We start from the raw sequence: 19,779 nt of genomic DNA on the forward strand, positions 1-19,779 counted from the left end.
TTCCGTCGAGGCCGTCAGAAGAGGAAGTACCGCTGCGCGAGGGGCAGTTCGGCGGCGGGTGACGGCTCGACCAGTTCGCCGTCGATGGTGACGGCGAAGCTGTCGGGGGCGACCTCCACACGGGGCAGCGCGTCGTTCTCGCGCATGTCCGCCTTGGAGCGGCCGCGCGTGGAGCGGATGGCAAGGAACTCCTTCTCCAGGCCGAGGCGTTCCGGGAGCCCGTCGTCCAGGGCAGCCTGGGTCACGAAGTTGACCGAGTTGAGCCCGGGGGCCTTGCCGTGCGCCCCGTACATGCGGCGTGGCAGGACCGGCTGCGGGGTCGGGATGGAGGCGTTGGCGTCGCCCATCTGCGCGTACGCGATCTGTCCGCCCTTGAGGACGACCTGCGGCTTGACGCCGAAGAACGCCGGGTCCCACAGCACGAGGTCGGCGAGTTTGCCGGTCTCGACCGAGCCGACCTCGTGGTCGATGCCCTGCGCGACGGCCGCGTTGATCGTGTACTTGGCGACATAGCGACGCGCGCGGTGGTTGTCGGCGCGGGTGTCCCCCGGCAGGAAGCCGCGGCGCCGCTTCATCACGTGCGCGGTCTGCCACGTACGCATGATGACCTCGCCGATGCGGCCCATGGCCTGGGAGTCCGAGGACATGATCGAGATGGCGCCGAGGTCGTGGAGGATGTCCTCCGCGCCGATCGTCGTGGGGCGGATGCGGGACTCGGCGAAGGCCAGGTCCTCGGGGACGGCCGGGTTCAGGTGGTGGCAGACCATCAGCATGTCGAGGTGCTCCTCGACGGTGTTCACGGTGTGCGGCCTGGTCGGGTTGGTCGAGCTCGGCAGCATGTTGGGCAGCGAGACGGCCGTGATCATGTCGGGGGCGTGTCCGCCGCCCGCGCCCTCGACGTGGAAGGCGTGCAGGGTGCGGCCCGCGACCGCGTCGAAGGTGGCCTGGACGAAGCCGGCCTCGTTCAAGGTGTCGGTGTGGACGGCGAGTTGGGCACCGGTCTCCTCGCACACGTTCAGGCAGGCGTCGATGACGGCGGGCGTCGCGCCCCAGTCCTCGTGGATCTTGAAGCTGACGGCACCGGCGCGGAGCTGGGCGTGCATCGACTCGGCGGAGACGGTGTTGCCCTTGCCGAGGAAGCCGATGTTGACGGGGCTGGACTCCATGGCCGCGAACATCCGTGCCAGGTGCCAGGCGCCCGGGGTGATCGTGGTCGCCTTGCTGCCCTCGGCGGGGCCCGTGCCGCCGCCGAAGAGCGTGGTGACGCCGGAGGCGAGGGCCTCGTCGACGATGGTCGGCGAGATGAAGTGGATGTGGGTGTCGATGCCGCCCGCGGTGAGGATCTTGCCGTTGCCCGCGATGACCTCGGTCTCGGGTCCGATGACGAGGTCGGGGTGGACGCCGTCCATGGTGTCCGGGTTACCGGACTTGCCGATGCCGGTGACGCGGCCGTCGCGGATGCCGACGTCGGCCTTGACGACCCCCCAGTGGTCGATGATCACCGCGCCCGTGATGACGGTGTCGGGGGCGCCTTCGGCGCGCGTGGTGCGGGACTGGCCCATCGACTCGCGGATGACCTTGCCGCCGCCGAACACCGACTCGTCACCGGAGCGGCCGGGACCGCCCGCGCGGTCCTCCTCGATCTCGATCAGCAGGTCGGTGTCGGCGAGCCGGATCCGGTCGCCGGTCGTGGGACCGAACAGGTCGGCGTACGCGGCACGGGACAGCTCAGGCATCGAGGGCACCTCCGGTCTCGCCGCGCAGGCCGGGCACGACGCGCTTGCCGGCGAGCGGGACGAGTTCGACGTCGACGGGGATTCCGGGCTCGAAGCGCACGGCGGTTCCGGCGGCGATGTTGAGCCGCTTTCCGTGCGCGGCGCCGCGGTCGAAGTCCAGACCCGGGTTGGCCTCGGCGAAGTGGTAGTGGGAGCCGACCTGGACGGGGCGGTCGGCGGCGTTGAGGACGGTGAGGCGGGTGGCCTCGCGGCCCTCATTGAAGGGGACGGACTCGTCGGCGAAGAGGATCTCGCCGGGGACGAGTCCCTGACCTGTGCCGTGCGTGGCGGCATGCATGAGGCGCCGGCTCCGTCAGACGATCGGGTCGTGGACGGTGACGAGCTTCGTGCCGTCCGGGAAGGTGGCCTCGACCTGGACGTCGTGGATCATCTCCGGGATGCCCGCCATGACGTCGTCCCGGGTGAGCACCTTGCGCCCCGACGACATCAGCTCGGCGACGGTACGGCCGTCCCGTGCGCCTTCCAGGATGTGGGAGGTGATGAGGGCGATCGCCTCGGGGTGGTTGAGCAGCAGCCCCCGCGCCCTTCGCTTCTCGGCCACGTCCGCGGCCACATGGATGAGCAGTCTCTCCTGCTCGTGCGGCGTCAATTGCACGCGTCCCACCTCACAGTCCTCGCTCCGAACCGTTCGGGGTCCGGCTGCCGCGGCCACCGCGACGGGTATAGATGTAACACACAGCGAATGCGCGCGATCTTGCGCACCCTGGTTACGAAAACCCCTGGTGGCGTGGGACGGGAGGGTAGTTGGGAGGAGTTTCAACGAGGTTAACCAGCCGTTGACCGGCCCATGACCGTCAGCTGGCCTGCGCCATACCCAGCAATGCCCCGAGGCCCTCTTGGAGCGCCTCGACGCTCACTCCCTCGAAGAGGGCGTACTGCGCCGCGAATCCCTGCACCACCGCGATCATCGTGCGCGCGACGTGGTCGGCGGGCACGTCGGCGCGCATCATGCCCGCTTCCTGGTAGGCCTCGACGACCTTCACCCACGCGGCGCGCACATCGGCGTAGACCCCGGCCATGACGGCCGCCAGTTCGTCGTTGCGGAGGGTCTCCGTCCAGACCTGGATCATCAGCCGGGGGAAGTACGAGGTCCCGTCCACCCTCATGCCGGGCCTCAGGTCGAGGACTTGGGTGACCACGCGGCCCAGCAGGACGTCGGGCGGGAGCGGCGGACTCTGGCGGGCGGCGACGTCGAAGATGCCTTTGATGTCCGTGAGCACCTCGGAGACGATCGCCGTGATCAGCTCATCCTTGCCGGCGAAGTAGCGGTAGACGGCGCCCGCCGAGAGGCCCACTTCCTTCAGGACGTCCTGCATCGACGTGGCGTGAAAGCCGTTGCGCGCGAAGCGGAGCGCGGCGCCGTCGAGAATCTGCCGCCGTCGGGCGTCGAGGTGTTCCTGGGATACGCGAGCCATGCGCCCAAACGTAAAACGAACATTCCTTCTTGACAACCGCACCACGCCGCAGGACAGTGGCCGCACCCTGTAAAACGAACGCTCCTTCTCTTAAAATCCCTCTCGCCCGCAGGAGGAAGTCCCGTGCCCGCACCACCAGAGAGCATCCGGAGCACCCGGAGCGCCGAGCGTGCCCGCAGCGCCGAGAGCACCGAGAGCGCCGAGACCGCCGACAAGCACGGCCCCCGCATAGCGCTGGTGGCGGTCCTGGTGCCCGCGCTCGTGGCGCTCGCCCTGTGGGCCTTCGCCTGGCCCGCCGCGCGTACCGCCCCGCACGACCTCCCTCTCGGTGTCGCCGGGCCGAGCGCGGCGGCGGGGCCGATCGCGCAGCGACTGGAGCAGCGCGAGGGCGCGTTCGAGGTGCGTCGTTACGCGGATGAGGCCGCCGCCCGGTCCGCGATCGAGGGGCGGACCGTGTACGGCGCGGTCGTCGCCACCCCGCAGGGTCCCAAGTTGCTGACCGCGACGGCCGCGAGCCCGGTCGTCGCCCAGTTCCTGGAGCAGGCGGTGCGGGAACAGGCCCCGGAGGGCACGCGGGTCCCGGTCGTCGACGTGGTGCCCGCCCCCGCCGCCGATCCGCGGGGCTCGGCGCTGGGGTCGAGTGTGCTGCCACTGGCGATCGCCGGGGTCGCCGCGGGCGCCCTCGTCACGCTGCGTGGACTGCGCGGGGTCCGCGCGGTGAGGGCGCTGGTCGTGGCCGCCGTACTCGTCGGCGCCGTCGCCGCCGCGCTCACCCACAGCTGGCTGGGTGTTCTCATCGGCAACTGGTGGGCGGAAGCGGGGGTGTTGGGGCTCTCCATGCTCGCGGTGAGCGCCACCGTCGCCGGGCTCGGCGCGCTGCTCGGCCCGGCGGGCGTCGGGGTGGGCGGCCTGACGATGGTGCTGCTCGGCAACCCCTTCTCCGGCGTGACCTCCGCACCGCGGCTGCTGCCCGAACCGGTCGGCGCCATCGGCCAGTTGCTGCCGCCCGGCGCCGGGGGCTCCCTGCTGCGCTCGGTGTCCTTCTTCGACGGCGCCCAGGCCACGACGCCCGCCTTGACCCTCGGCGCCTGGGGCGTGCTGGGCCTCACCGGCGTCCTGCTCGGCGCGCGGCGCGGGCGGCGCACACCGGCCGCGGCGCAACCCTCGGCCGTACGGGAGACCGCACCGGTGGCCTGAGGGCGCCCCTGCCTGCCCCTGGCCCGCCAACGACCGCCGCGCTAGGTGGCGTTGGGCCCGCGGTGCTCGGCCGCGATGCCGAACCGCCGGTGCGCCGGCCCGGAAGCGGCGGCCGGCGCGGAACCGATCGAGGTCACGGTGCTGATCGTCTGCTCCTCCGGGGCCTGTGCGGCTTCGGCGAGCGCTTCGAGGCGCTCCAGGTCAGCGGCGGAGACCAGCGCCACGAGCGGCTTGCCGTGGCGCGTGACGACGACCCGCTCGCCGCCGTAGACGACGCGGTTGATCAGCTCGGCGAGCTCTGCCCGGGCTTGCGTCACCGGAATCTCGTAGGCCATGCCGCCCAGCTTAGTGGCTGTTCCGCGAGGTGAGCCGTGCAGCGGAGGCGTCCGGCCGCATCACCACGCGGCTTCCCCCGGGCCTTCCGGCCGGGCGGAATCGGTGTATGCCTGGTGCCGGAACCGCGCTGTCGGCGGTCTGGCGGCTGCCCTTCGCGTTGGCGTGGGAGGCGTTCAGGGCGGGCAGCCGGCCCATCGGAGCCGCGTTGCTCGACGCCGCCGGCGAAGTGGTGGCCTGCGGGTGCAACCGCAGGCCAAGAGGCGGCCGCCCCTCCCCGGCAGCTCGCCGGGGCTGCCATCACGCACGCGGAGATCGACGTGCTGGCCCAGATGTCGTCCCGGCGCCGGCACGAGAACCACCGCCTCTTCACCGCGCTTGAACCTTGCCTCCTGTGCAGCAGCGCCGCCCTCCACGCCCATGTCGGCACCGTGGTCTATCCCGCCGCGGACCCTATGTGGCGCGGAATCGAGCGGGTCCCCTCCGTGGGCGGCGTCATCGCGGAGCGTTGGGCGCGCCGGGAGGGTCCTGTTCAAGGGCCCCTGGCCGTCTTCGGCGGCCTGCTCATGCAGTCTGGACCCTCCGTCACGCGCCGGACACGTGCCAACAGCAGCGCGGCGACAGCCTGCGCGAACTGGCGCGGCACTGTCTGGGCACGCCCGGCTTCGCCGAAGCCGAGACGGTGGAGACCGCCTGTCAGCTCGCCCTGCCATGGATCGCGGAGGCCGAACTGTGACGCCGGGTGCCGGACGGGTCCGGTACCGCAGGCGCTGCCCTCAGGCGTCGAAGCGGAAGCGCGACGCCTCGATGTGACCGAGGTGGCGGTGGGTCCATTCGCACATGGCATCGACCGTGGCGCGCAGGCCCCGGCCGGCGTCGGTGAGGGTGTACTCGACGCGCGGCGGCACAGTGGGGTGCACCGTCCGCTCGACCAGGCCGTTGCGCTCCAGCATGCGCAGGTTCTGCGTGAGCATCTTGTGGCTGATGCCCTCGACCTCGTCCCGCAGGGCACTGAAGCGCAGCGTCTCGTCACCGAGCGCCTCGATGATCAGGAGCGCCCACTTGTTGGCGACGTCCGAGAAGATCTCCCGCGCCAGCGAGTCCGCGCGCCTGAGGTCCGCGTCCTCGGGCAGGCCTTTGAGCAATTGCTTGGTCACCATCAGGTTCCCCAGTCACCGAAAAGTGCGTTCTTCCAGGTCGGGCGTCACTCTCCTACAGTTCCTGAGTAACCACAAGAGAGCACCTCAGGAGGGCGACCACCTTGACCACCATCGACGTCTTCACCTATGACATCCCGGCCGAGAGCGACTTCGGCTACGCGCAGGCGATCAGGTCCGGCGAGCTGATCCACGTCTCCGGTCAGCTCGCACTCGACGAGTCGGGCACCTTCGTACACGCGGACGACTTCGCCGCCCAGCTCAAGCTGACGTACGCCAATCTGGACAAGGTCCTGGACCATTACGGCGCCACCCGGAACCAGGTCGTCTCACAGAACTTGTACGTCGTGAACATGCGACAGAACGCCATGACGACAGCGGCAGGCAACCTGGCGTACTTCGGCGACCATCGGCCCGCCAGCACGGCCCTCGGCGTCACCGAACTCACCTTCCCCGGTCAGATGATCGAGATCAGCTTCATCGTCGACATGTCGATATAGGGCTACCCGCCTGAGCCCTCCACAGGATCACCGCGGCACGTCTCTCGCTCGGAATAACGTACGTCCTGTACGTTTTTGACGGAGAGTTGGGTGGAGAGCCGGTCTCCTCCGTCACCCCGTACAAGAGAGGCGTGCCATGTACCGTCCGTCGTACCGTCCGTCCGCCCGTTATGTCCTGCCCGAGTTCACCGAACGCACCAGCTCGGGGACGCGGACCCTGGATCCGTACGCGCGGCTGCTCGAAGAGCGCATCGTCTTTCTCGGCACCCCCGTCGACGACACGTCGGCGAACCACGTGATGGCGCAGCTCATGCACCTTGAGTACCTGGCGCCCGACCGCGACATCTCGCTGTACATCAACTCCCCCGGCGGCTCGTTCAGCGCGATGACCGCCATCTACGACACGATGCGGTTCGTCAGCTGTGACGTGGAGACGATCTGCCTCGGGCAGGCCGCGTCGGCCGCCGCCGCCCTGCTGGCGGCCGGCACCCCCGGCAAGCGGCACGCGCTGCCCGGGGCGCGGGTCCTGATCCACCAGCCCTCCTTCGCCGAACCGATCCAGGGTCAGGCCGGCGACCTGGCGATCCAGGCCGACGAAATCTTGCGGACCCGGGAGCTCCTCGAAGAACTCCTCGCGCGACACACGGGGCAGAACCGCGAGCGGATCACCGCGGACATCGAGCGGGACAAGATCCTCGACGCCCCCGCCGCCGTGGAGTACGGGCTCGTGGACCGGATCGTGACGAGCCGCAAGACCTCGCTCGGCGCCCACGGGACGAGGTGACCCGCGGATGCTGCCACCCGAACTGCCCGCGCTGCCCGCCCTGACCCGCGCGGAGGCCGAGCTGATCGACCGCTACCTCGAAGTCGTGGATCTGCTCGGCCGGATCAACCCCGCCCGCGCCGAGCACACCTACGGCGGGCTGCGCGCCGCCCAGGCCCTGGTCGGCCGGGCGACGGCCCTGCGGGACGCGCTGACCCTCATGCATCAGCGCGGCGAGAGCGAGGTGCACGCCGCCACGCTCGCGCGGGCGCTGCGCGTTCTCGACGGCGAGCGGCGGGCCGGGCGGGTGGGCGTGCCACCGTCGGCAGGCCGCTGAACGACGCGTTCCGCTCGCTAGAACGTCCGGTTCCGCTTTAAAACGGACCAGATGGGCTACCTCAGTCGGCGTAGCCGGGACCCCTTAATCACGCGGTCGAGAGTTGCGCCGGGGACGTACGGCGAGGACGGAATAAGACGTTCCAGTGCTGGTCGAACCATCGTCAGCCACGGCCGCGGAGAGTCGAATTCGACAGCGTCCACCCGAACGGATCAGTCGTGAGGAGCCTCACAAAACGTCGTTTCGACTCGGTTTTCGAGCTGTTTTCGGGTCAAGATCCCTTCCGACGACAAGACCCCGCCACAGCGGCGGGGCGATCCGGGCGGACGCCGAGTCCTGCCGCCACCCGGATGACCGGTCGACATCGGTGCATCGGCAGGAGTGGAGGACCCAAGCACGGCGGGCCCGCCCGGAAAGTCCGGACGACGCCCTTGGGGTGAAGCCGCAGAGCACGACGCGGCCGGGCATCTTCGCCTGCCCGAACCCGACAGGTCATCCTTCACAGGCGGCTGACGAAGGGTTACGCATGACCGCGCTGAATCACGTTCCGTCGCTGCTCGGCAGGACGGGGGCCGCATCGGCTCTCACCCTCGCCGTCGTAGGCGCCACCATCGTGACCCCCGGGTTCACGTCGGAGGCGGAGGCAGCCACTCACGGGACAAAGGCGCTCAAGATCGCGGCGTCCAAGAAGGGCTCCCCCTACAGCTATGGAGCGGTGGGGCCCAACCGCTTCGACTGCTCGGGCCTGACGCTGTACTCGTACAAGCGCACGGGCAAGAAGCTGCCGCGCACCGCCGCCGCGCAGTACAACAAGACGCGGCACATCGCCAAGTCCCAGCGGAGCCGGGGCGACCTGGTGTTCTTCCACTCGGGCCGGAACGTCTACCACGTCGGGATCTACGCGGGTGACGGCCGCATCTGGCACGCACCGAAGAGGGGGACCGTGGTACGCAAGGACAAGATCTGGAGCAAGAGCGTCTGGTACGGCCGGGTCCGCTGACCCGTCTGTCTTCGGAGATGCCCCAGGGCACTTCGGAGGTGCTCGGCGGCCGGCGCTGTTCACGGCGCCCGCCGCCGAGCACCGCTCGCACGTCACGCCCGCAGGGGTGCGAGGAGCAGCACCAGGCCCACCGCACCGAGAGCGGTGCCGGTGACGGCTTCGACGGCCCGTGCGGCGCGCGGGCCGCGCAGCCATCTGCCGAGCCGGTCCACCGTGAGGGCCACGGCGGGAAACCACAGCAGGGCGAGCGCCACGACGACGGCCGCGAGCAGCAGCGTCCTCGGCATCGCCGGGCTGCCCTCGGGCACGAACTGCGGCAGCACGCTGAGGAACGTGATCGGCGCCTTCGGGTTCAGGACGTTGGTGAGAAAGCCCTCACGCAGACCGCCGCCCCGCGCCACCGGCTCGTGGCCCGTCGGGGGCCGCGCTGCCACCGCGGATTTCAGCGCGCGAAAGGCGAGGTGGAGCACATAGGCAGCGCCGAGGAGTTGCAGCGCCCTGAAGAGCGCGGGCACGGCCGCGAGGACCGCCGCGACGCCCGCGACCGCCAGCGCGGAGTGCACCAGCAGCCCGGCGGCGACGCCCACCGCGCAGAGGACTCCCGCTCCGCGCGAGGCGAGGGCGTTGCGTACGACGACGGTGAAGTCGGCGCCCGGCATGGCGACCATGCCCGCGGCGACGCCGGTGAAGGCGACCAGTTGTGCGTCCATGCCGCCCAGCCTGCCGGGCGCGAGCCTTCAGCGGGTATGTGCAATATCCTGGGTCTGCCTTAAGCAGACGTTTAGCCCCGGCACATACCGCGGCGCGCCGCCGACGGGAGATTCGTATGTACGACCCCACGCGGCTCGCCGCGCTCGTCGCGGTCTCCGAGGCCGGTTCGATCACCCGGGCCGCCGAGCGCCTCGGCTACACCGTGCCCGCGCTCTCCCAGCAGCTGGCCAAGCTGGAGCGGGAGGCGGGCGCCGCTCTCCTGGTGCGCCATCACCGCGGGGCTCGGCTGACCGGGGCCGGTGAGCTGCTCGTGGGGCACGCGCGGCGGGTGCTCGACGAGATGGAGCGGGCCCGGCACGAACTGGCGCGGCTCGCCGGGCTCTCCGGCGGACGGCTGCGCCTCGGTACGTTCCAGACGGCGGGCATCCATCTGCTGCCGCCCGTCCTGTCGGCGTTCCGCAGGGCCCATCCGGAGGTGGGGCTGACCGTGACGGACCACGAACCGCCGTCCGGAGTCGCGGCCGTGGCGGCGGGTGAGGTCGACCTCGCCCTCACCCACGCCTACGAGCCCGCCGACCCGGCGCCGCTGCCCGCCTCGGTGTCGGCCGAGCCCCTCCTCGTGGAGGAACTGGTCCTGGTGGCCCAGCCGGGGCACGCCCTCACCAGCGGGACGTCGCGGCTGCCGCTCGCCGAGCTGGCCGGACAGCCGGTGATCAGCATGGCGCCCGACCACCCGCCCCGGCAGGCCGTGGAGCGGGCCCTCGCCGAGGCCGGGGCGACACCCGCCGTCGTGGTGGACACTCCGGGCTACGCCTTGGTCTGCGCCCTCGTCAGCGCCGGGCTCGGCGTGGCCGTGGTGCCGGAGATGGTGGCGCGCACCGCCGCGACACCGGTCGGCATGCGGCTCCTGGACCCCGGCGGCCTGCGGCGGACCATCTCCGTCGCCTACCGCACCGACGAGTCGGGCCCCGCGGCCGATTCCTTCCGGGCGCTGCTGCGCGGGGCGTTCGGGCGCTCGGCGGGTACGGGCTGAGCCGCACCGGGAGGTCGCGTGCGCGGCGTCAGCGGCGCCCCTGCTGGACGGGCGCCGTCCAGGGCAGGGAGATCCACACGGTCTTGCCGCCCTCGGCCGTGGGGCTGACGGAGAGCTTGCCGCCGCATTCGGCCGTCAGCCAGCGGATGATGACCATGCCACGGCCGTTGTCCTGCTGGACGGCGGCCGGCAGCCGCCTCGGATAGCGTGGGTGACTGTCGGTGACGCCGATCCGCAGGCGCTCGTCCCGGTCGAGCTGTACGTCCACCGTGAAGGTGGGCGACTGCCCTCGGGTGTGCTGCACGGCGTTGGTGGCGAGCTCTGAGACGATGAGTCTGATCGTGTCCGCCACTTCGGCCTCGCCCGGCAGGCCCCATTCCGTGAGTACGTTCGCCACGTACGCGCGGGCGGCCGAGACCGAGGCGGGATCGCTCGGCAGAGTGACGGATGCTTCCTGGTGATCTGCCATGGCGACGCTGTCCCTTTCCCACCGGGGTCGGTCTCCGACTCGGAGCGGATGACTCGAGGACGGCCCCGGACTGGTGCTTCGCGCCAGCCTCCCATTCCTTTGCCGGTCACGGGTGACGATCCACCGAGATGTGCATATATCTGTCGCTCGAAGCGGTGAACTCTGCCACGAGCGACCGTATTTGGGCGCGCGGGCGCCACTTCCTCTACTGTCGCCCCTGTCCCCCCGCTCTGCCGCCGGGAGACCCGAAGGATCGGTCCGGAAGGAGACGGACATGCAGTACGGCCCAGCGGTGCGCCGCCGCCGGCTCGGCGCCGAACTGCGTGCGCTGCGCGGCCTCGCGGGACTCACCAGCAGCCAGGCCGCCGCCAAGGTCGGCTGGCACCAGTCGAAGGTGAGCCGGATCGAGACGGGCTGCAGCGGCGTGAAGGCCACGGACGTACGCCTCCTGCTCGACGCGTACGAGGTGAGGGACCCGCACCTCAGCGAGTTGCTCGTGGCCCTGGCCGGGGCCGACGACACCGGCGCCTCGGGGCGTCACCACTGGTGGAAGGCCTACCGCGACCTGCTGCCCGCCGCGTACCGCGACTTCATCAGCCTGGAGGCGCAGGCGAGTTGGGTGCGGACCCTGGAGACCTCGGTGGTCCCGGGGCTGCTCCAGACCCCCGAGTACGCGCGCGCCGTCACGCGGGCCGCGGTCGGCGGGCTGCCCGACGAGCAGGTCGACGCGCTGGTGGAGGTCCGCCTGGCCCGTCAGGACGTGCTGCGCGCGGAGCCGCCGCTGCGGCTGAGCGTGGTCCTGGACGAGGCTGTTTTGCGCCGTTCGGTGGGCGGGCCGCAGGTTTTCGCACAACAGCTCGCACGGTTACAGGAGGTGACACAGTTGCCCCAGGTGCGACTTCAGGTGCTTCCGTTCTCCTCCGGCGAGCATGTGGGCCTCATGGGGCCTTTCGTTATTTTGTCATTTCCGACCACTGCTGATCTGGATTTGGTTGTTCTCGACCACTTGACGAGTAGCCTCTATCTCGAACGGAAGGAAGACCTCCAGGCATACGCGGAGGCCTTCAACTCTCTTCAGGAACAGGCGCTTTCACCCGAGGACTCAGAGGATTTCATCGCCGGACTCATCGACGGCGCGTAAGGAGGCACCATGACCGCACTGCCTCGGCACGTACCTTCCAGCACCACCCTTCAGGGCGCGCGGTGGCAGCGCGGCAGCCGCAGCAACGGAATGAACAACTGCGTCGAGACAGCCACCCTCGACACGCTCCACTCCGACGTTGCGGCCCGCCTGCTGGCCGTGCGTGACTCGAAGAACGTCGCGGGGCCCGCCCTGCTCTTCTCCCCCGGCTCCTGGGAGACGTTCCTCGACAGCCTCCGCTGACCGCGGCCCGGCCCCCGGGCAGGGCCGGGTCGTCTCAGCGGGGTGCGGTGCGGCTGATCACTCGTACGGCATCGGCGATCTGTTCGTCGGTGAGGTCCGCGCGGGCGGTCAGCCGCAGCCTCGAAATTCCGTCCGGTACCGACGGCGGCCGGAAGCAGCCGACTGCCAGACCCGCGGCCCGGCAGTCGGCGGCCCAGCGCACGGCCGACTCGGGCGCCGGCGCGCGCACGGAGACGACGGCGGCGTCGGGACGTACCGCCGACAGGCCCTCGGCCGTGAGACGACGATGCAGTTCGGCGGCGACCTGGCGGGCCCGCGCGGCCCGTTCGGGTTCGCGGCGCAGCAGCCGCAGGGCCGCGAGCGCGGCGCCCGCCGCGGCGGGCGCGAGCCCCGTGTCGAAGATGAACGTACGCGCCGCGTTCACCAGGTGGTCGATGACCTTGGCGGGGCCGAGCACGGCGCCGCCCTGGCTGCCGAAGGACTTCGAGAGGGTGAGCGTGACCACCGTGTCGGCGGCCCCCGCGAGTCCCGCGGCGTGCGGTGCGCCCCGGCCGCCGTCGCCGAGGACACCGAGGCCGTGCGCGTCGTCGATGATCAGCCCCGCACCGGACTCCCGGCATACGTTCGCCAGTTCGGCCAGCGGCGCGGCGTCGCCGTCGACCGAGAACACCGAATCGGACACCAGGACGGCGGGGCCGTCGCGACCGTCGTGGGCGGCCAGCGCCTTGCGCACCGCGTCGGGGTCGCTGTGCGGCACCACCTGGGTCGTGGCGCGCGCGAGGCGGCAGCCGTCGATCAGTGACGCGTGGTTGCCCGCGTCGGAGACGATCAGCGAGCCGTGCGGGGCGAGCGCGGTGACCGCCGCGAGGTTCGCCGCGTAGCCGGAGGAGAGCACGAGCGCCGCCTCGAAGCCGCAGAAGTCGGCGAGTTCCCGTTCCAGTTCGGCGTGGAGTTCCGTGGAGCCGGTGACGAGCCTGGAGCCGGTGGCGCCGCCGCCCCACCGCCGGGCCGCCGCGGCGGCGCCCTCGGTGACCTCCGGGTGCCGGGTCAGCCCCAGGTAGTCGTTGCTCGCCAGGTCGAGGTGGCCGCCCGCGTCGGCCGCGCGCGGGCGCAGGGTGCGGACGAGGCCGGCGTCGGCGCGGAGCCTGGCCTGCTCGTCGAGCCAGTCGAACGGAGAGTGCGGCGCGCGCGGCGGGCGCCGGGCGCCGGACCCGGGCGCGCCTGACACGGGGTGCCTGTTTGTAGACATTGCACAGACCTTAGCCGCCGTGCCACCTGGCCAGGGTGTGGCAATACCCACACCTCAAAGCGTTTCTGTTGTGCGAACTCTCCTTGGCCGGGGACGCTGCCGTGCGTAAGGATCAGCGCCATGGATCTGCTGAACACGCTGGTGGACAAGGGGCTTCGGCGCGAGCTGCCGACCCGTGAAGAGGCGCTGGCCGTGCTGGCCACGTCCGACGACGAACTCCTGGACGTAGTGGCCGCCGCCGGGAAGGTGCGGCGGCAGTGGTTCGGGCGGCGGGTGAAACTCAACTATCTGGTCAACCTCAAGTCGGGGCTGTGCCCCGAGGACTGTTCGTACTGTTCGCAGCGGCTCGGCTCGAAGGCCGAGATCCTCAAGTACACGTGGCTGAAGCCCGACGAGGCGTCGCAGGCCGCGGCGGCCGGGGTCGCGGGCGGCGCCAAGCGGGTCTGCCTGGTGGCCAGCGGCCGCGGGCCCACCGACCGTGACGTGGACCGGGTGGCGCAGACCATCGCGGCGGTCAAGGAGCAGAACGAGGGCGTCGAGGTGTGCGCCTGCCTCGGGCTGCTCTCGGACGGTCAGGCGGAGCGGCTGCGGGGCGCGGGCGCCGACGCGTACAACCACAATCTCAACACCTCCGAGGCGACGTACGCCGACATCACCAAGACGCACACCTACGCCGACCGCGTGGACACCGTGCGCAAGGCGCACGCGGCGGGGCTCTCCGCCTGTTCGGGGCTGATCGCGGGCATGGGCGAGAGCGACGAGGACCTGGTCGACGTGGTCTTCTCGCTGCGCGAGCTCGACCCGGACTCGGTGCCGGTGAACTTCCTGATCCCCTTCGAGGGCACCCCGCTGGCCAAGGAGTGGAACCTCACCCCGCAGCGCTGCCTGCGCATCCTCGCGATGGTGCGCTTCGTCTGCCCGGACATCGAGGTGCGCATCGCGGGCGGGCGCGAGGTCCACCTGCGCTCGATGCAGCCGCTCGCCCTGAACATCGCCAACTCGATCTTCCTCGGCGACTACCTCACCAGCGAGGGCCAGGCGGGCAAGGCGGACCTGGACATGATCGCCGACGCCGGCTTCGAGGTCGAGGGCACGGACCAGGTGACGCTGCCCGAGCACCGGGCGGGCGCGGACGCCGCCGTGGGCTGCGGATCGCACGAGGGGGGCGGCTGCGGTCCGTGCGGGGCCGCGGCGAAGGCCGGCGAGGCGAAGGCCGGCGAGGCGCGGACGGATCTGGTGGCGGTACGCCGCCGGGGCGCGGGAACGGACCTCGCGCCCAATGCCTGAGCTTCCCCTGGGCGATCTCCTCGAACTGGACCGTCGCCATGTGTGGCACCCCTACGGCCCGATGCCGGGGCGCCAGGAGCCGCTGGTCGTGGAGTCGGCGAGCGGGGTGCGGCTGCGGCTCGCGGGCGGCTCGGGCGAGCTGATCGACGGCATGTCGTCGTGGTGGTCCGCGATCCACGGCTACAACCACCCGGTGCTGAACGAAGCGGTGCGCGGCCAGCTCGACCGGATGAGCCACGTCATGTTCGGCGGGCTGACGCACGAGCCCGCCGTGGCGCTGGCGAAGCGCCTTGTCGACATGTCTCCCGAGGGTCTGGAGCATGTCTTCCTCACCGACTCTGGCTCGGTCTCGGTCGAGGTCGCGGTGAAGATGTGCCTCCAGCACTGGCGTTCGGTGGGTCGCCCCGAGAAGCGGCGGATGCTGACGTGGCGGGGCGGCTACCACGGCGACACGTGGCAGCCGATGTCCGTGTGCGATCCCGTGGGCGGCATGCACGAGCTGTGGCAGGGGGTCCTGCCGCAGCAGGTGTTCGCGGACGCGCCGCCGGACGCGTACGAGGAGAGGTACGCGGATCATCTGCGTGAGCTGATCGAGCGGCACGCGGGGGAACTGGCCGCCGTGATCGTGGAGCCGGTGGTGCAGGGTGCGGGCGGGATGCGGTTCCACTCCCCCGCCTATCTTCGCGTGCTCCGCGAGGCGTGCGACGCGCACGACGTGCTCCTGGTGTTCGACGAGATCGCGACGGGCTTCGGCCGTACGGGTGCGCTGTTCGCGGCGGACCACGCGGGTGTCACGCCCGATGTGATGTGTGTCGGCAAGGCCCTGACCGGCGGCTATCTGACGATGGCGGCGACGCTGTGCACGGCGCGGGTCGCGGACGGCATCTCGCGGGGCGAGCTCCCGGTCCTCGCCCACGGGCCGACGTTCATGGGCAACCCGCTGGCCGCGGCGGTGGCGGGCGCCTCGATCGACCTGCTGCTCGGGCAGGACTGGCAGAGCGAGGTCAAGCGCATCGAGACGGGTCTGCGCGAGGGCCTGGCGGAGGCGGCGGCCCTGCCGTCCGTACGGGATGTCCGCGTCCTCGGGGCGATCGGCGTGGTCCAGCTGGACCACCCGGTGGACATGGCGGCGGCGACGCGGGCGGCGGTGCGCGAGGGTGTCTGGCTGCGGCCGTTCCGGGATCTGATCTACACGATGCCGCCGTTCATCACGGGCGACGAGGACGTGGCGCGGATCGCGCGCGCGGTGTCCGCGGCGGCGAGAAAGGGCTGACATGACGGTGATCGTGGTGTCCGGGACGGGCACCGAGATCGGCAAGACGGTGACGACGGCCGCGGTGGCGGCGGCGGCCCTGGCGGGCGGGCGCAGCGTCGCCGTGCTCAAGCCCGCCCAGACCGGGGTCGCGCCCGGCGAGCCGGGGGACGCGCAGGAGGTGCGGCGGCTCGCGGGCGAGGGTGTCACCGCGCTCGAACTCGCCCGTTTCCCGGAGCCGTTGGCGCCTCAGACCGCGGCGCGGCGGGCCGGGATGGCGCCGGTGCGTCCCGCCGACGTGGCGGACGCCGCCGCGAAGCTGGCCACGGAGCACGACTTGGTCCTCGTCGAGGGGGCGGGCGGGCTGCTCGTCCGCTTCGACGAGGAGGGCGGCACGCTCGCCGACGCGGCGCGGCTCCTGGACGCCCCTGTCCTGCTGGTCGCGTCGGCGGGCCTCGGCACGCTGAACACGGTGACGCTGTCGGCGGAGGCGCTGCGGACACGCGGCCTACGCCAGCTGGGCGTCACCATCGGCAGCTGGCCGACCGCCCCCGACCTGGCCTCGCGCTGCAACCTGGCGGACCTCCCGAAGGCGGCGGACGCCGACCTCCTGGGCGCGGTTCCGGAGGGCGCCGGCACGCTGGAGGGCTCCGCGTTCCGCGCGGCGGCCGTGGGCTGGCTGGGCCCGGCGCTGGGCGGCACGTGGGACGCGCGGGCCTTCACGAGGCGGGAGGCACCGCGACCGTTGACCTCCTGAGCCACGCCCCCTACGCGGGCCAAGCGAACCATGCCCCGCTTGGGGTTGGGGGTCGGGGCCGGCAGTCGGGGCCGTCGGCCACGGTGCTGGTCTCGCTGCGTCTCCTCCGGGGGACTCGTCGCCGTGGGCAGGAGGGGAATGCCTCGCACCGGGGCACCATTGCGGTATCCGCTCACCTCGCCGAGGAGGGACCGTGTCACCACTGTCGCGCCTACGTCCACGGGCACCCAAGCCGACGTCCCACGACGCCGTGCACCACCCCGTCTTCGCTCGTTTCTACGCACGTCAGAGCGTGGCCGTCGAGCCCGTGATCTCCGTCCACCGCAAGGAACTCCTCGCCGGGCTCTCCGGCCGGGTGATCGAGGTCGGCGCGGGCAACGGACTGAACTTCGCGCACTACCCGGGCGCGGTCTCCGAAGTCGTGGCCATCGAACCGGAGCGCGTCCTGCGGAAGTTGGCCCTGTCCGCCGCCCTGCGCGCGGAGGTCCCCGTCGACGTGGTGCCCGGCGCCGCCGAGGCGCTGCCCGTCAAGAGCGAGGCCTTCGAGGCGGCCGTGGCCTCGCTCGTGCTGTGCAGCGTGCGCGATGTGCCGCGGGCACTGAGCGAGTTGCGCCGGGTGCTGCGGCCCGGCGGTGAGCTGCGCTTCTCGAGCACGGCCGGGCCCCGGGCACGCTGATGGCGGCCACCCAGCGCGTACTGGACCGCACGGTGTGGCCCCCGCTGTTCGGCGGCTGCCACGTCGCGCGGGACACGCTGGGCGCGCTGCGCGAGGCGGGCTTCGAACTCGGCGCGTACCGCCGGATCCTGGTGCCCGCGAAGGGGCCGCGCCTGCCCACCTCGTACTGCGTGATCGGTACGGCACGCCGCCCGGACGCCCCGTGACGCCCGGGAGGCGTGGGTCTGTGGTCAGATCGCCTGGGTCAGGTTGACGGCGTTGCCGTCGGGGTCCCTGATGTGGGCGACGCGCTGCCCCCACGGCATGTCGTTCGGCTCACCCAGTACCGTCCCGCCCAGCGGCTCGACACGGCTCAGTACGTCGTCGAGGGTGTCCACCGCGACGCTCAGGAGCACCCGCCCCGGCGTGCCGGTCTCGACCGCGTCGTTCGCGACGATGCCGAGCCCCGCGTCGCCGATCCGCAGCTCCACGAAGAAGACCGCGCCGTCCCGCGGGTACCGCTCCGCCGGTTCGGCTCCGAGCAGGTCGCGGTAGAAGGCCTGGAGGCGGTGGACGTCGGGGGTGACGACGATCGGCTGGACGGCGGCGGGCATCGGGGCTCCTTCGGCTGCCGGTGACGGGAGCGGTCCTGGCTTCGGCACACGCCCCGGTCGGCTCGTTGCCGGTCACCTCTTATGACCGTGCCCGGGCCCGGAATTCATCGCCCAGAACCTGCGGCAACGCACAGGCTCACAGGCTCCACTGACGCAACCGCTCGGCGATCGCGTGCACGCTCGCGCCGCCGTCCTTCACCAGACGCGCGAGGTCACGCACTTGTTCGGGCGAGGTGACCACCTTCATGCCGCTGGAGACGAGATAGGCGTACGCGACGGAGGAGGCGAAGAGAGCGTTGGAACGTTCCAGCGCGGGGAGGTGGAGCAGCAGTTGCAGGAGCGCCGCGGCCCGGTCGTGCGGGGTCTCGTAGACGGGCATGCCGAATATCTCCGCCTCGTGCCGGCTGATGGCGGCGACGAGCGCTCCCCAGTCGGTGACCTGAGGGTCCCCGGGCGTCTTGTGTTCGGCGATCATCAGGAGCCAGGCAAGATCGATTCTGAGGTTCAACGGCTCAACGACGGCCTTCACCGAGCGGCCGCGCGCTCTCGTGCGGCGCGCATACGGCGCGGACCGGCTCCCGGACCGGGCGGGTGCCCTCGCGCTCCGTCCCGAACTCCTCGGCGAACACGGACTCGTACTGCTTCATGAAGTCGGCGGCCGCCTCGACGAACGTGTGTCCGACTTCGCCGGCGTCCTGTTTCACGAGTTCCTCGATGTAGCGGTTGACACTCACGCCTCGGGCCAGGGCGCGTTCTCGTGCGGCCCGGGCGGTGTCCTCGTCCACGCGTACGTTCAGCTGAGTCTTCGCCATTTCCTCAAGCTAGCGCCGGTGTGCTAGCACGACAAGGGTGCCGGGAGCGTGCCCCTTACATACGTCCGCGGGCCCGACCTCGGGGGGATATCGCGGGCTCGGCCCGTCCCACTACTCTCGGCGGGCATACGGGAGTTGGACCGGCCACAACCCGGGAGGCGGCCTTGCCCATACCTGATTCGGCACCGTTCACCGGCCGTTCCGGGGCGGCCGGGACCGCCGCCCGCGCCCGGGGGCTGACGAAGGCGTACGGCTCGGGCGAGACGACCGTCCTCGCCCTCGACTCGGTCGACGTGGACATCGCACGTGAGCGTTTCACGGCTGTCATGGGCCCTTCCGGGTCGGGGAAGTCCACGCTGATGCACTGCCTGGCCGGTCTGGACAGCGTCTCGGCGGGTCAGGTGTGGCTCGGCGACACCGAGATCACGGGCCTCAGGGAGCGGGAGCTGACCCGGCTGCGGCGCGACCGCGTCGGGTTCATGTTCCAGTCGTTCAACCTCATCCCCACGCTCAGCGCGCTGGAGAACATGACGCTTCCGATGGACATCGCGGGCCGGCGGCCGGATCAGGCGTGGCTGGATCACGTGATCGACACGCTGGGGCTGCGGGACCGGCTGAAGCACCGCCCCGCGCAACTGTCCGGCGGGCAGCAGCAGCGGGTGGCGTGCGCGCGGGCGCTGGCGGCGAAGCCCGAGTTGATCTTCGCCGACGAGCCGACGGGCAATCTCGACTCGCGGGCCGGTCTGGAGGTGCTCGGCTTTCTGCGGGACGCGGTCGACCAGCTGGGTCAGACCGTCGTCATGGTGACCCACGATCCCGGTGCCGCCGCCCACTCCGACCTGGTCCTCTTCCTCGGCGACGGCCGGATCGTGGACGACTTGGAGCGCCCCACCGCCGACGCGGTGCTCGAACGGATGAAGCGGTTCGACGCCATGCACGCGGCGCCGTCGCCGGGCCCACCGGGCGGCCAGGGCCCAGGACCCGCGCGGGAAACCCCGGGCGGCCCCGGCGCCGAAGCGTCCCTGGGCGACCCGTCCGAGCAGAGCTGAGCAGGGGGC

24 protein-coding genes, 2 pseudogenes and 1 riboswitch are annotated in these 19,779 nt (G+C 71.5%); of the genes and pseudogenes, 14 read left to right on the top strand and 12 right to left on the bottom strand.

Annotated features, from left to right (window positions below; all coding sequences use genetic code 11):
- Nucleotides 1-14: 14 nt before the first annotated feature.
- From ACOBQB_RS12235 to ACOBQB_RS12250, 4 genes are all read right to left on the bottom strand, one after another.
- On the bottom strand, nucleotides 15-1,736 hold the full coding sequence (locus ACOBQB_RS12235) for an urease subunit alpha (protein ID WP_423591353.1): 1,722 nt from the start codon (nucleotides 1,734-1,736) through the stop codon (nucleotides 15-17).
- The gene (locus ACOBQB_RS12240) at nucleotides 1,729-2,073 is read right to left on the bottom strand and encodes an urease subunit beta (protein ID WP_423591355.1); all 345 of its coding nucleotides are present in this window, start codon (nucleotides 2,071-2,073) and stop codon (nucleotides 1,729-1,731) included. Before ACOBQB_RS12240 ends, ACOBQB_RS12235 begins: the two co-directional genes overlap by 8 nt.
- Nucleotides 2,074-2,088: 15 nt before the next feature.
- Complete coding sequence (locus ACOBQB_RS12245; protein ID WP_223772826.1) at nucleotides 2,089-2,391, bottom strand: urease subunit gamma; 303 nt, start codon at nucleotides 2,389-2,391, stop codon at nucleotides 2,089-2,091.
- A 199-nt stretch (nucleotides 2,392-2,590) separates the two neighbouring features.
- Complete coding sequence (locus tag ACOBQB_RS12250; protein WP_423591357.1) at nucleotides 2,591-3,211, bottom strand: TetR/AcrR family transcriptional regulator; 621 nt, start codon at nucleotides 3,209-3,211, stop codon at nucleotides 2,591-2,593.
- 228 nt (nucleotides 3,212-3,439) lie between these two features.
- On the opposite strand from ACOBQB_RS12250, the gene ACOBQB_RS12255 reads away from it, so the two are divergent.
- Nucleotides 3,440-4,408, top strand: coding sequence for an ABC transporter permease (locus ACOBQB_RS12255; RefSeq protein ID WP_423598438.1), 969 nt, complete (start codon nucleotides 3,440-3,442; stop codon nucleotides 4,406-4,408).
- A 41-nt stretch (nucleotides 4,409-4,449) separates the two neighbouring features.
- Here ACOBQB_RS12255 and ACOBQB_RS12260 read toward each other — a convergent pair whose 3' ends face one another.
- The gene (locus tag ACOBQB_RS12260) at nucleotides 4,450-4,743 is read right to left on the bottom strand and encodes a type II toxin-antitoxin system Phd/YefM family antitoxin (RefSeq protein ID WP_423591359.1); all 294 of its coding nucleotides are present in this window, start codon (nucleotides 4,741-4,743) and stop codon (nucleotides 4,450-4,452) included.
- Nucleotides 4,744-4,857: 114 nt separating this feature from the next.
- Here ACOBQB_RS12260 and ACOBQB_RS12265 point away from each other — a divergent pair.
- Nucleotides 4,858-5,169 (top strand): annotated as a pseudogene (locus tag ACOBQB_RS12265) (hypothetical protein); the annotation flags it as partial.
- A 348-nt stretch (nucleotides 5,170-5,517) separates the two neighbouring features.
- Here the strand turns inward: ACOBQB_RS12265 and ACOBQB_RS12270 are convergent.
- Nucleotides 5,518-5,901: a winged helix-turn-helix transcriptional regulator gene (locus tag ACOBQB_RS12270; protein ID WP_423591361.1), complete on the bottom strand. Its 384-nt coding sequence runs from the start codon at nucleotides 5,899-5,901 to the stop codon at nucleotides 5,518-5,520.
- A gap of 101 nt (nucleotides 5,902-6,002) precedes the next feature.
- Between ACOBQB_RS12270 and ACOBQB_RS12275 the strand changes: the two genes are divergently transcribed.
- From ACOBQB_RS12275 to ACOBQB_RS12290, 4 genes are all read left to right on the top strand, one after another.
- Nucleotides 6,003-6,398, top strand: a complete 396-nt coding sequence (locus tag ACOBQB_RS12275; RefSeq protein WP_423591362.1) for a RidA family protein — start codon at nucleotides 6,003-6,005, stop codon at nucleotides 6,396-6,398.
- Between the two features lie 136 nt (nucleotides 6,399-6,534).
- Nucleotides 6,535-7,182, top strand: coding sequence for an ATP-dependent Clp protease proteolytic subunit (locus ACOBQB_RS12280; RefSeq protein ID WP_423591364.1), 648 nt, complete (start codon nucleotides 6,535-6,537; stop codon nucleotides 7,180-7,182).
- A gap of 7 nt (nucleotides 7,183-7,189) precedes the next feature.
- Nucleotides 7,190-7,498 (top strand): hypothetical protein, encoded by a 309-nt coding sequence (locus ACOBQB_RS12285; protein ID WP_423591365.1) that lies wholly within the window; start codon nucleotides 7,190-7,192, stop codon nucleotides 7,496-7,498.
- A gap of 355 nt (nucleotides 7,499-7,853) precedes the next feature.
- A riboswitch (cyclic di-AMP (ydaO/yuaA leader) is annotated at nucleotides 7,854-8,021 on the top strand.
- A gap of 3 nt (nucleotides 8,022-8,024) precedes the next feature.
- Nucleotides 8,025-8,498 carry a C40 family peptidase gene (locus ACOBQB_RS12290; protein ID WP_423591366.1) on the top strand — a complete coding sequence of 158 codons (474 nt, stop codon included), beginning with the start codon at nucleotides 8,025-8,027 and terminating at the stop codon, nucleotides 8,496-8,498.
- Nucleotides 8,499-8,590: 92 nt separating this feature from the next.
- Here ACOBQB_RS12290 and ACOBQB_RS12295 read toward each other — a convergent pair whose 3' ends face one another.
- Entirely contained in the window at nucleotides 8,591-9,208 is a 618-nt protein-coding gene (locus tag ACOBQB_RS12295) for a LysE family translocator (protein ID WP_423591368.1), read from the bottom strand.
- A gap of 116 nt (nucleotides 9,209-9,324) precedes the next feature.
- Here ACOBQB_RS12295 and ACOBQB_RS12300 point away from each other — a divergent pair, with 116 nt between their 5' ends.
- Nucleotides 9,325-10,242 carry a LysR family transcriptional regulator gene (locus ACOBQB_RS12300; protein ID WP_423591370.1) on the top strand — a complete coding sequence of 306 codons (918 nt, stop codon included), beginning with the start codon at nucleotides 9,325-9,327 and terminating at the stop codon, nucleotides 10,240-10,242.
- A gap of 28 nt (nucleotides 10,243-10,270) precedes the next feature.
- On the opposite strand, the gene ACOBQB_RS12305 is transcribed toward ACOBQB_RS12300, so the two are convergent.
- Complete coding sequence (locus tag ACOBQB_RS12305) at nucleotides 10,271-10,711, bottom strand: ATP-binding protein (protein ID WP_423591371.1); 441 nt, start codon at nucleotides 10,709-10,711, stop codon at nucleotides 10,271-10,273.
- 274 nt (nucleotides 10,712-10,985) lie between these two features.
- Here ACOBQB_RS12305 and ACOBQB_RS12310 point away from each other — a divergent pair, with 274 nt between their 5' ends.
- Both ACOBQB_RS12310 and ACOBQB_RS12315 read left to right on the top strand, forming a co-directional pair.
- The gene (locus ACOBQB_RS12310) at nucleotides 10,986-11,852 is read left to right on the top strand and encodes a helix-turn-helix domain-containing protein (protein WP_423591373.1); all 867 of its coding nucleotides are present in this window, start codon (nucleotides 10,986-10,988) and stop codon (nucleotides 11,850-11,852) included.
- Between the two features lie 9 nt (nucleotides 11,853-11,861).
- Nucleotides 11,862-12,095 carry a DUF397 domain-containing protein gene (locus ACOBQB_RS12315; protein WP_423591375.1) on the top strand — a complete coding sequence of 78 codons (234 nt, stop codon included), beginning with the start codon at nucleotides 11,862-11,864 and terminating at the stop codon, nucleotides 12,093-12,095.
- A 34-nt stretch (nucleotides 12,096-12,129) separates the two neighbouring features.
- Here ACOBQB_RS12315 and ACOBQB_RS12320 read toward each other — a convergent pair whose 3' ends face one another.
- Nucleotides 12,130-13,344, bottom strand: a complete 1,215-nt coding sequence (locus tag ACOBQB_RS12320) for an 8-amino-7-oxononanoate synthase (RefSeq protein WP_423591377.1) — start codon at nucleotides 13,342-13,344, stop codon at nucleotides 12,130-12,132.
- Between the two features lie 120 nt (nucleotides 13,345-13,464).
- Here ACOBQB_RS12320 and bioB point away from each other — a divergent pair, with 120 nt between their 5' ends.
- The 4 genes and pseudogenes from bioB (at nucleotide 13,465) to ACOBQB_RS12340 (ending at nucleotide 17,522) form a co-directional block, all read left to right on the top strand.
- Nucleotides 13,465-14,631 (top strand): biotin synthase BioB, encoded by a 1,167-nt coding sequence (gene bioB, locus ACOBQB_RS12325; RefSeq protein WP_423591378.1) that lies wholly within the window; start codon nucleotides 13,465-13,467, stop codon nucleotides 14,629-14,631.
- A complete protein-coding gene (locus ACOBQB_RS12330; RefSeq protein WP_423591380.1) occupies nucleotides 14,624-15,904 on the top strand; it encodes an adenosylmethionine--8-amino-7-oxononanoate transaminase in 1,281 nt (426 codons plus the stop codon). The genes bioB and ACOBQB_RS12330 overlap by 8 nt, the downstream gene beginning before the upstream one ends.
- Before the next feature lies 1 nt (nucleotide 15,905).
- A complete protein-coding gene (bioD, locus tag ACOBQB_RS12335; protein ID WP_423591382.1) occupies nucleotides 15,906-16,640 on the top strand; it encodes a dethiobiotin synthase in 735 nt (244 codons plus the stop codon).
- A gap of 202 nt (nucleotides 16,641-16,842) precedes the next feature.
- Nucleotides 16,843-17,522, top strand: a pseudogene (locus ACOBQB_RS12340) (class I SAM-dependent methyltransferase).
- Nucleotides 17,523-17,546: 24 nt separating this feature from the next.
- On the opposite strand, the gene ACOBQB_RS12345 reads toward ACOBQB_RS12340, so the two are convergent.
- The 3 genes from ACOBQB_RS12345 to ACOBQB_RS12355 form a co-directional block, all read right to left on the bottom strand.
- Complete coding sequence (locus ACOBQB_RS12345) at nucleotides 17,547-17,909, bottom strand: VOC family protein (RefSeq protein WP_423591383.1); 363 nt, start codon at nucleotides 17,907-17,909, stop codon at nucleotides 17,547-17,549.
- A 136-nt stretch (nucleotides 17,910-18,045) separates the two neighbouring features.
- On the bottom strand, nucleotides 18,046-18,417 hold the full coding sequence (locus ACOBQB_RS12350; protein ID WP_423591385.1) for a fic family toxin-antitoxin system, toxin component: 372 nt from the start codon (nucleotides 18,415-18,417) through the stop codon (nucleotides 18,046-18,048).
- A 4-nt stretch (nucleotides 18,418-18,421) separates the two neighbouring features.
- Nucleotides 18,422-18,721, bottom strand: a complete 300-nt coding sequence (locus ACOBQB_RS12355; RefSeq protein WP_423591386.1) for a toxin-antitoxin system HicB family antitoxin — start codon at nucleotides 18,719-18,721, stop codon at nucleotides 18,422-18,424.
- Nucleotides 18,722-18,885: 164 nt separating this feature from the next.
- On the opposite strand from ACOBQB_RS12355, the gene ACOBQB_RS12360 reads away from it, so the two are divergent.
- Nucleotides 18,886-19,770 (top strand): ABC transporter ATP-binding protein, encoded by an 885-nt coding sequence (locus ACOBQB_RS12360; RefSeq protein WP_423591387.1) that lies wholly within the window; start codon nucleotides 18,886-18,888, stop codon nucleotides 19,768-19,770.
- Nucleotides 19,771-19,779 lie beyond the last annotated feature (9 nt).

It is taken from the genome of Streptomyces sp. G5(2025), assembly GCF_049542075.1.
Taxonomy (GTDB): domain Bacteria; phylum Actinomycetota; class Actinomycetes; order Streptomycetales; family Streptomycetaceae; genus Streptomyces.

Bases quoted from the DNA above. Each gene is read 5' to 3' on its own strand.
- ACOBQB_RS12235 (WP_423591353.1), bottom strand. From the start codon at position 1,736: ATGCCTGAGCTGTCCCGTGCCGCGTACGCCGACCTGTTCGGTCCCACG.
- ACOBQB_RS12240 (WP_423591355.1), bottom strand. From the start codon at position 2,073: ATGCATGCCGCCACGCACGGCACAGGTCAGGGACTCGTCCCCGGCGAG.
- ACOBQB_RS12250 (WP_423591357.1), bottom strand. From the start codon at position 3,211: ATGGCTCGCGTATCCCAGGAACACCTCGACGCCCGACGGCGGCAGATT.
- ACOBQB_RS12260 (WP_423591359.1), bottom strand. From the start codon at position 4,743: ATGGCCTACGAGATTCCGGTGACGCAAGCCCGGGCAGAGCTCGCCGAG.
- ACOBQB_RS12270 (WP_423591361.1), bottom strand. From the start codon at position 5,901: ATGGTGACCAAGCAATTGCTCAAAGGCCTGCCCGAGGACGCGGACCTC.
- ACOBQB_RS12280 (WP_423591364.1), top strand. From the start codon at position 6,535: ATGTACCGTCCGTCGTACCGTCCGTCCGCCCGTTATGTCCTGCCCGAG.
- ACOBQB_RS12285 (WP_423591365.1), top strand. From the start codon at position 7,190: ATGCTGCCACCCGAACTGCCCGCGCTGCCCGCCCTGACCCGCGCGGAG.
- ACOBQB_RS12290 (WP_423591366.1), top strand. From the start codon at position 8,025: ATGACCGCGCTGAATCACGTTCCGTCGCTGCTCGGCAGGACGGGGGCC.
- ACOBQB_RS12295 (WP_423591368.1), bottom strand. From the start codon at position 9,208: ATGGACGCACAACTGGTCGCCTTCACCGGCGTCGCCGCGGGCATGGTC.
- ACOBQB_RS12300 (WP_423591370.1), top strand. From the start codon at position 9,325: ATGTACGACCCCACGCGGCTCGCCGCGCTCGTCGCGGTCTCCGAGGCC.
- ACOBQB_RS12305 (WP_423591371.1), bottom strand. From the start codon at position 10,711: ATGGCAGATCACCAGGAAGCATCCGTCACTCTGCCGAGCGATCCCGCC.
- ACOBQB_RS12310 (WP_423591373.1), top strand. From the start codon at position 10,986: ATGCAGTACGGCCCAGCGGTGCGCCGCCGCCGGCTCGGCGCCGAACTG.
- ACOBQB_RS12315 (WP_423591375.1), top strand. From the start codon at position 11,862: ATGACCGCACTGCCTCGGCACGTACCTTCCAGCACCACCCTTCAGGGC.
- ACOBQB_RS12320 (WP_423591377.1), bottom strand. From the start codon at position 13,344: ATGTCTACAAACAGGCACCCCGTGTCAGGCGCGCCCGGGTCCGGCGCC.
- bioB (WP_423591378.1), top strand. From the start codon at position 13,465: ATGGATCTGCTGAACACGCTGGTGGACAAGGGGCTTCGGCGCGAGCTG.
- ACOBQB_RS12330 (WP_423591380.1), top strand. From the start codon at position 14,624: ATGCCTGAGCTTCCCCTGGGCGATCTCCTCGAACTGGACCGTCGCCAT.
- bioD (WP_423591382.1), top strand. From the start codon at position 15,906: ATGACGGTGATCGTGGTGTCCGGGACGGGCACCGAGATCGGCAAGACG.
- ACOBQB_RS12345 (WP_423591383.1), bottom strand. From the start codon at position 17,909: ATGCCCGCCGCCGTCCAGCCGATCGTCGTCACCCCCGACGTCCACCGC.
- ACOBQB_RS12355 (WP_423591386.1), bottom strand. From the start codon at position 18,721: ATGGCGAAGACTCAGCTGAACGTACGCGTGGACGAGGACACCGCCCGG.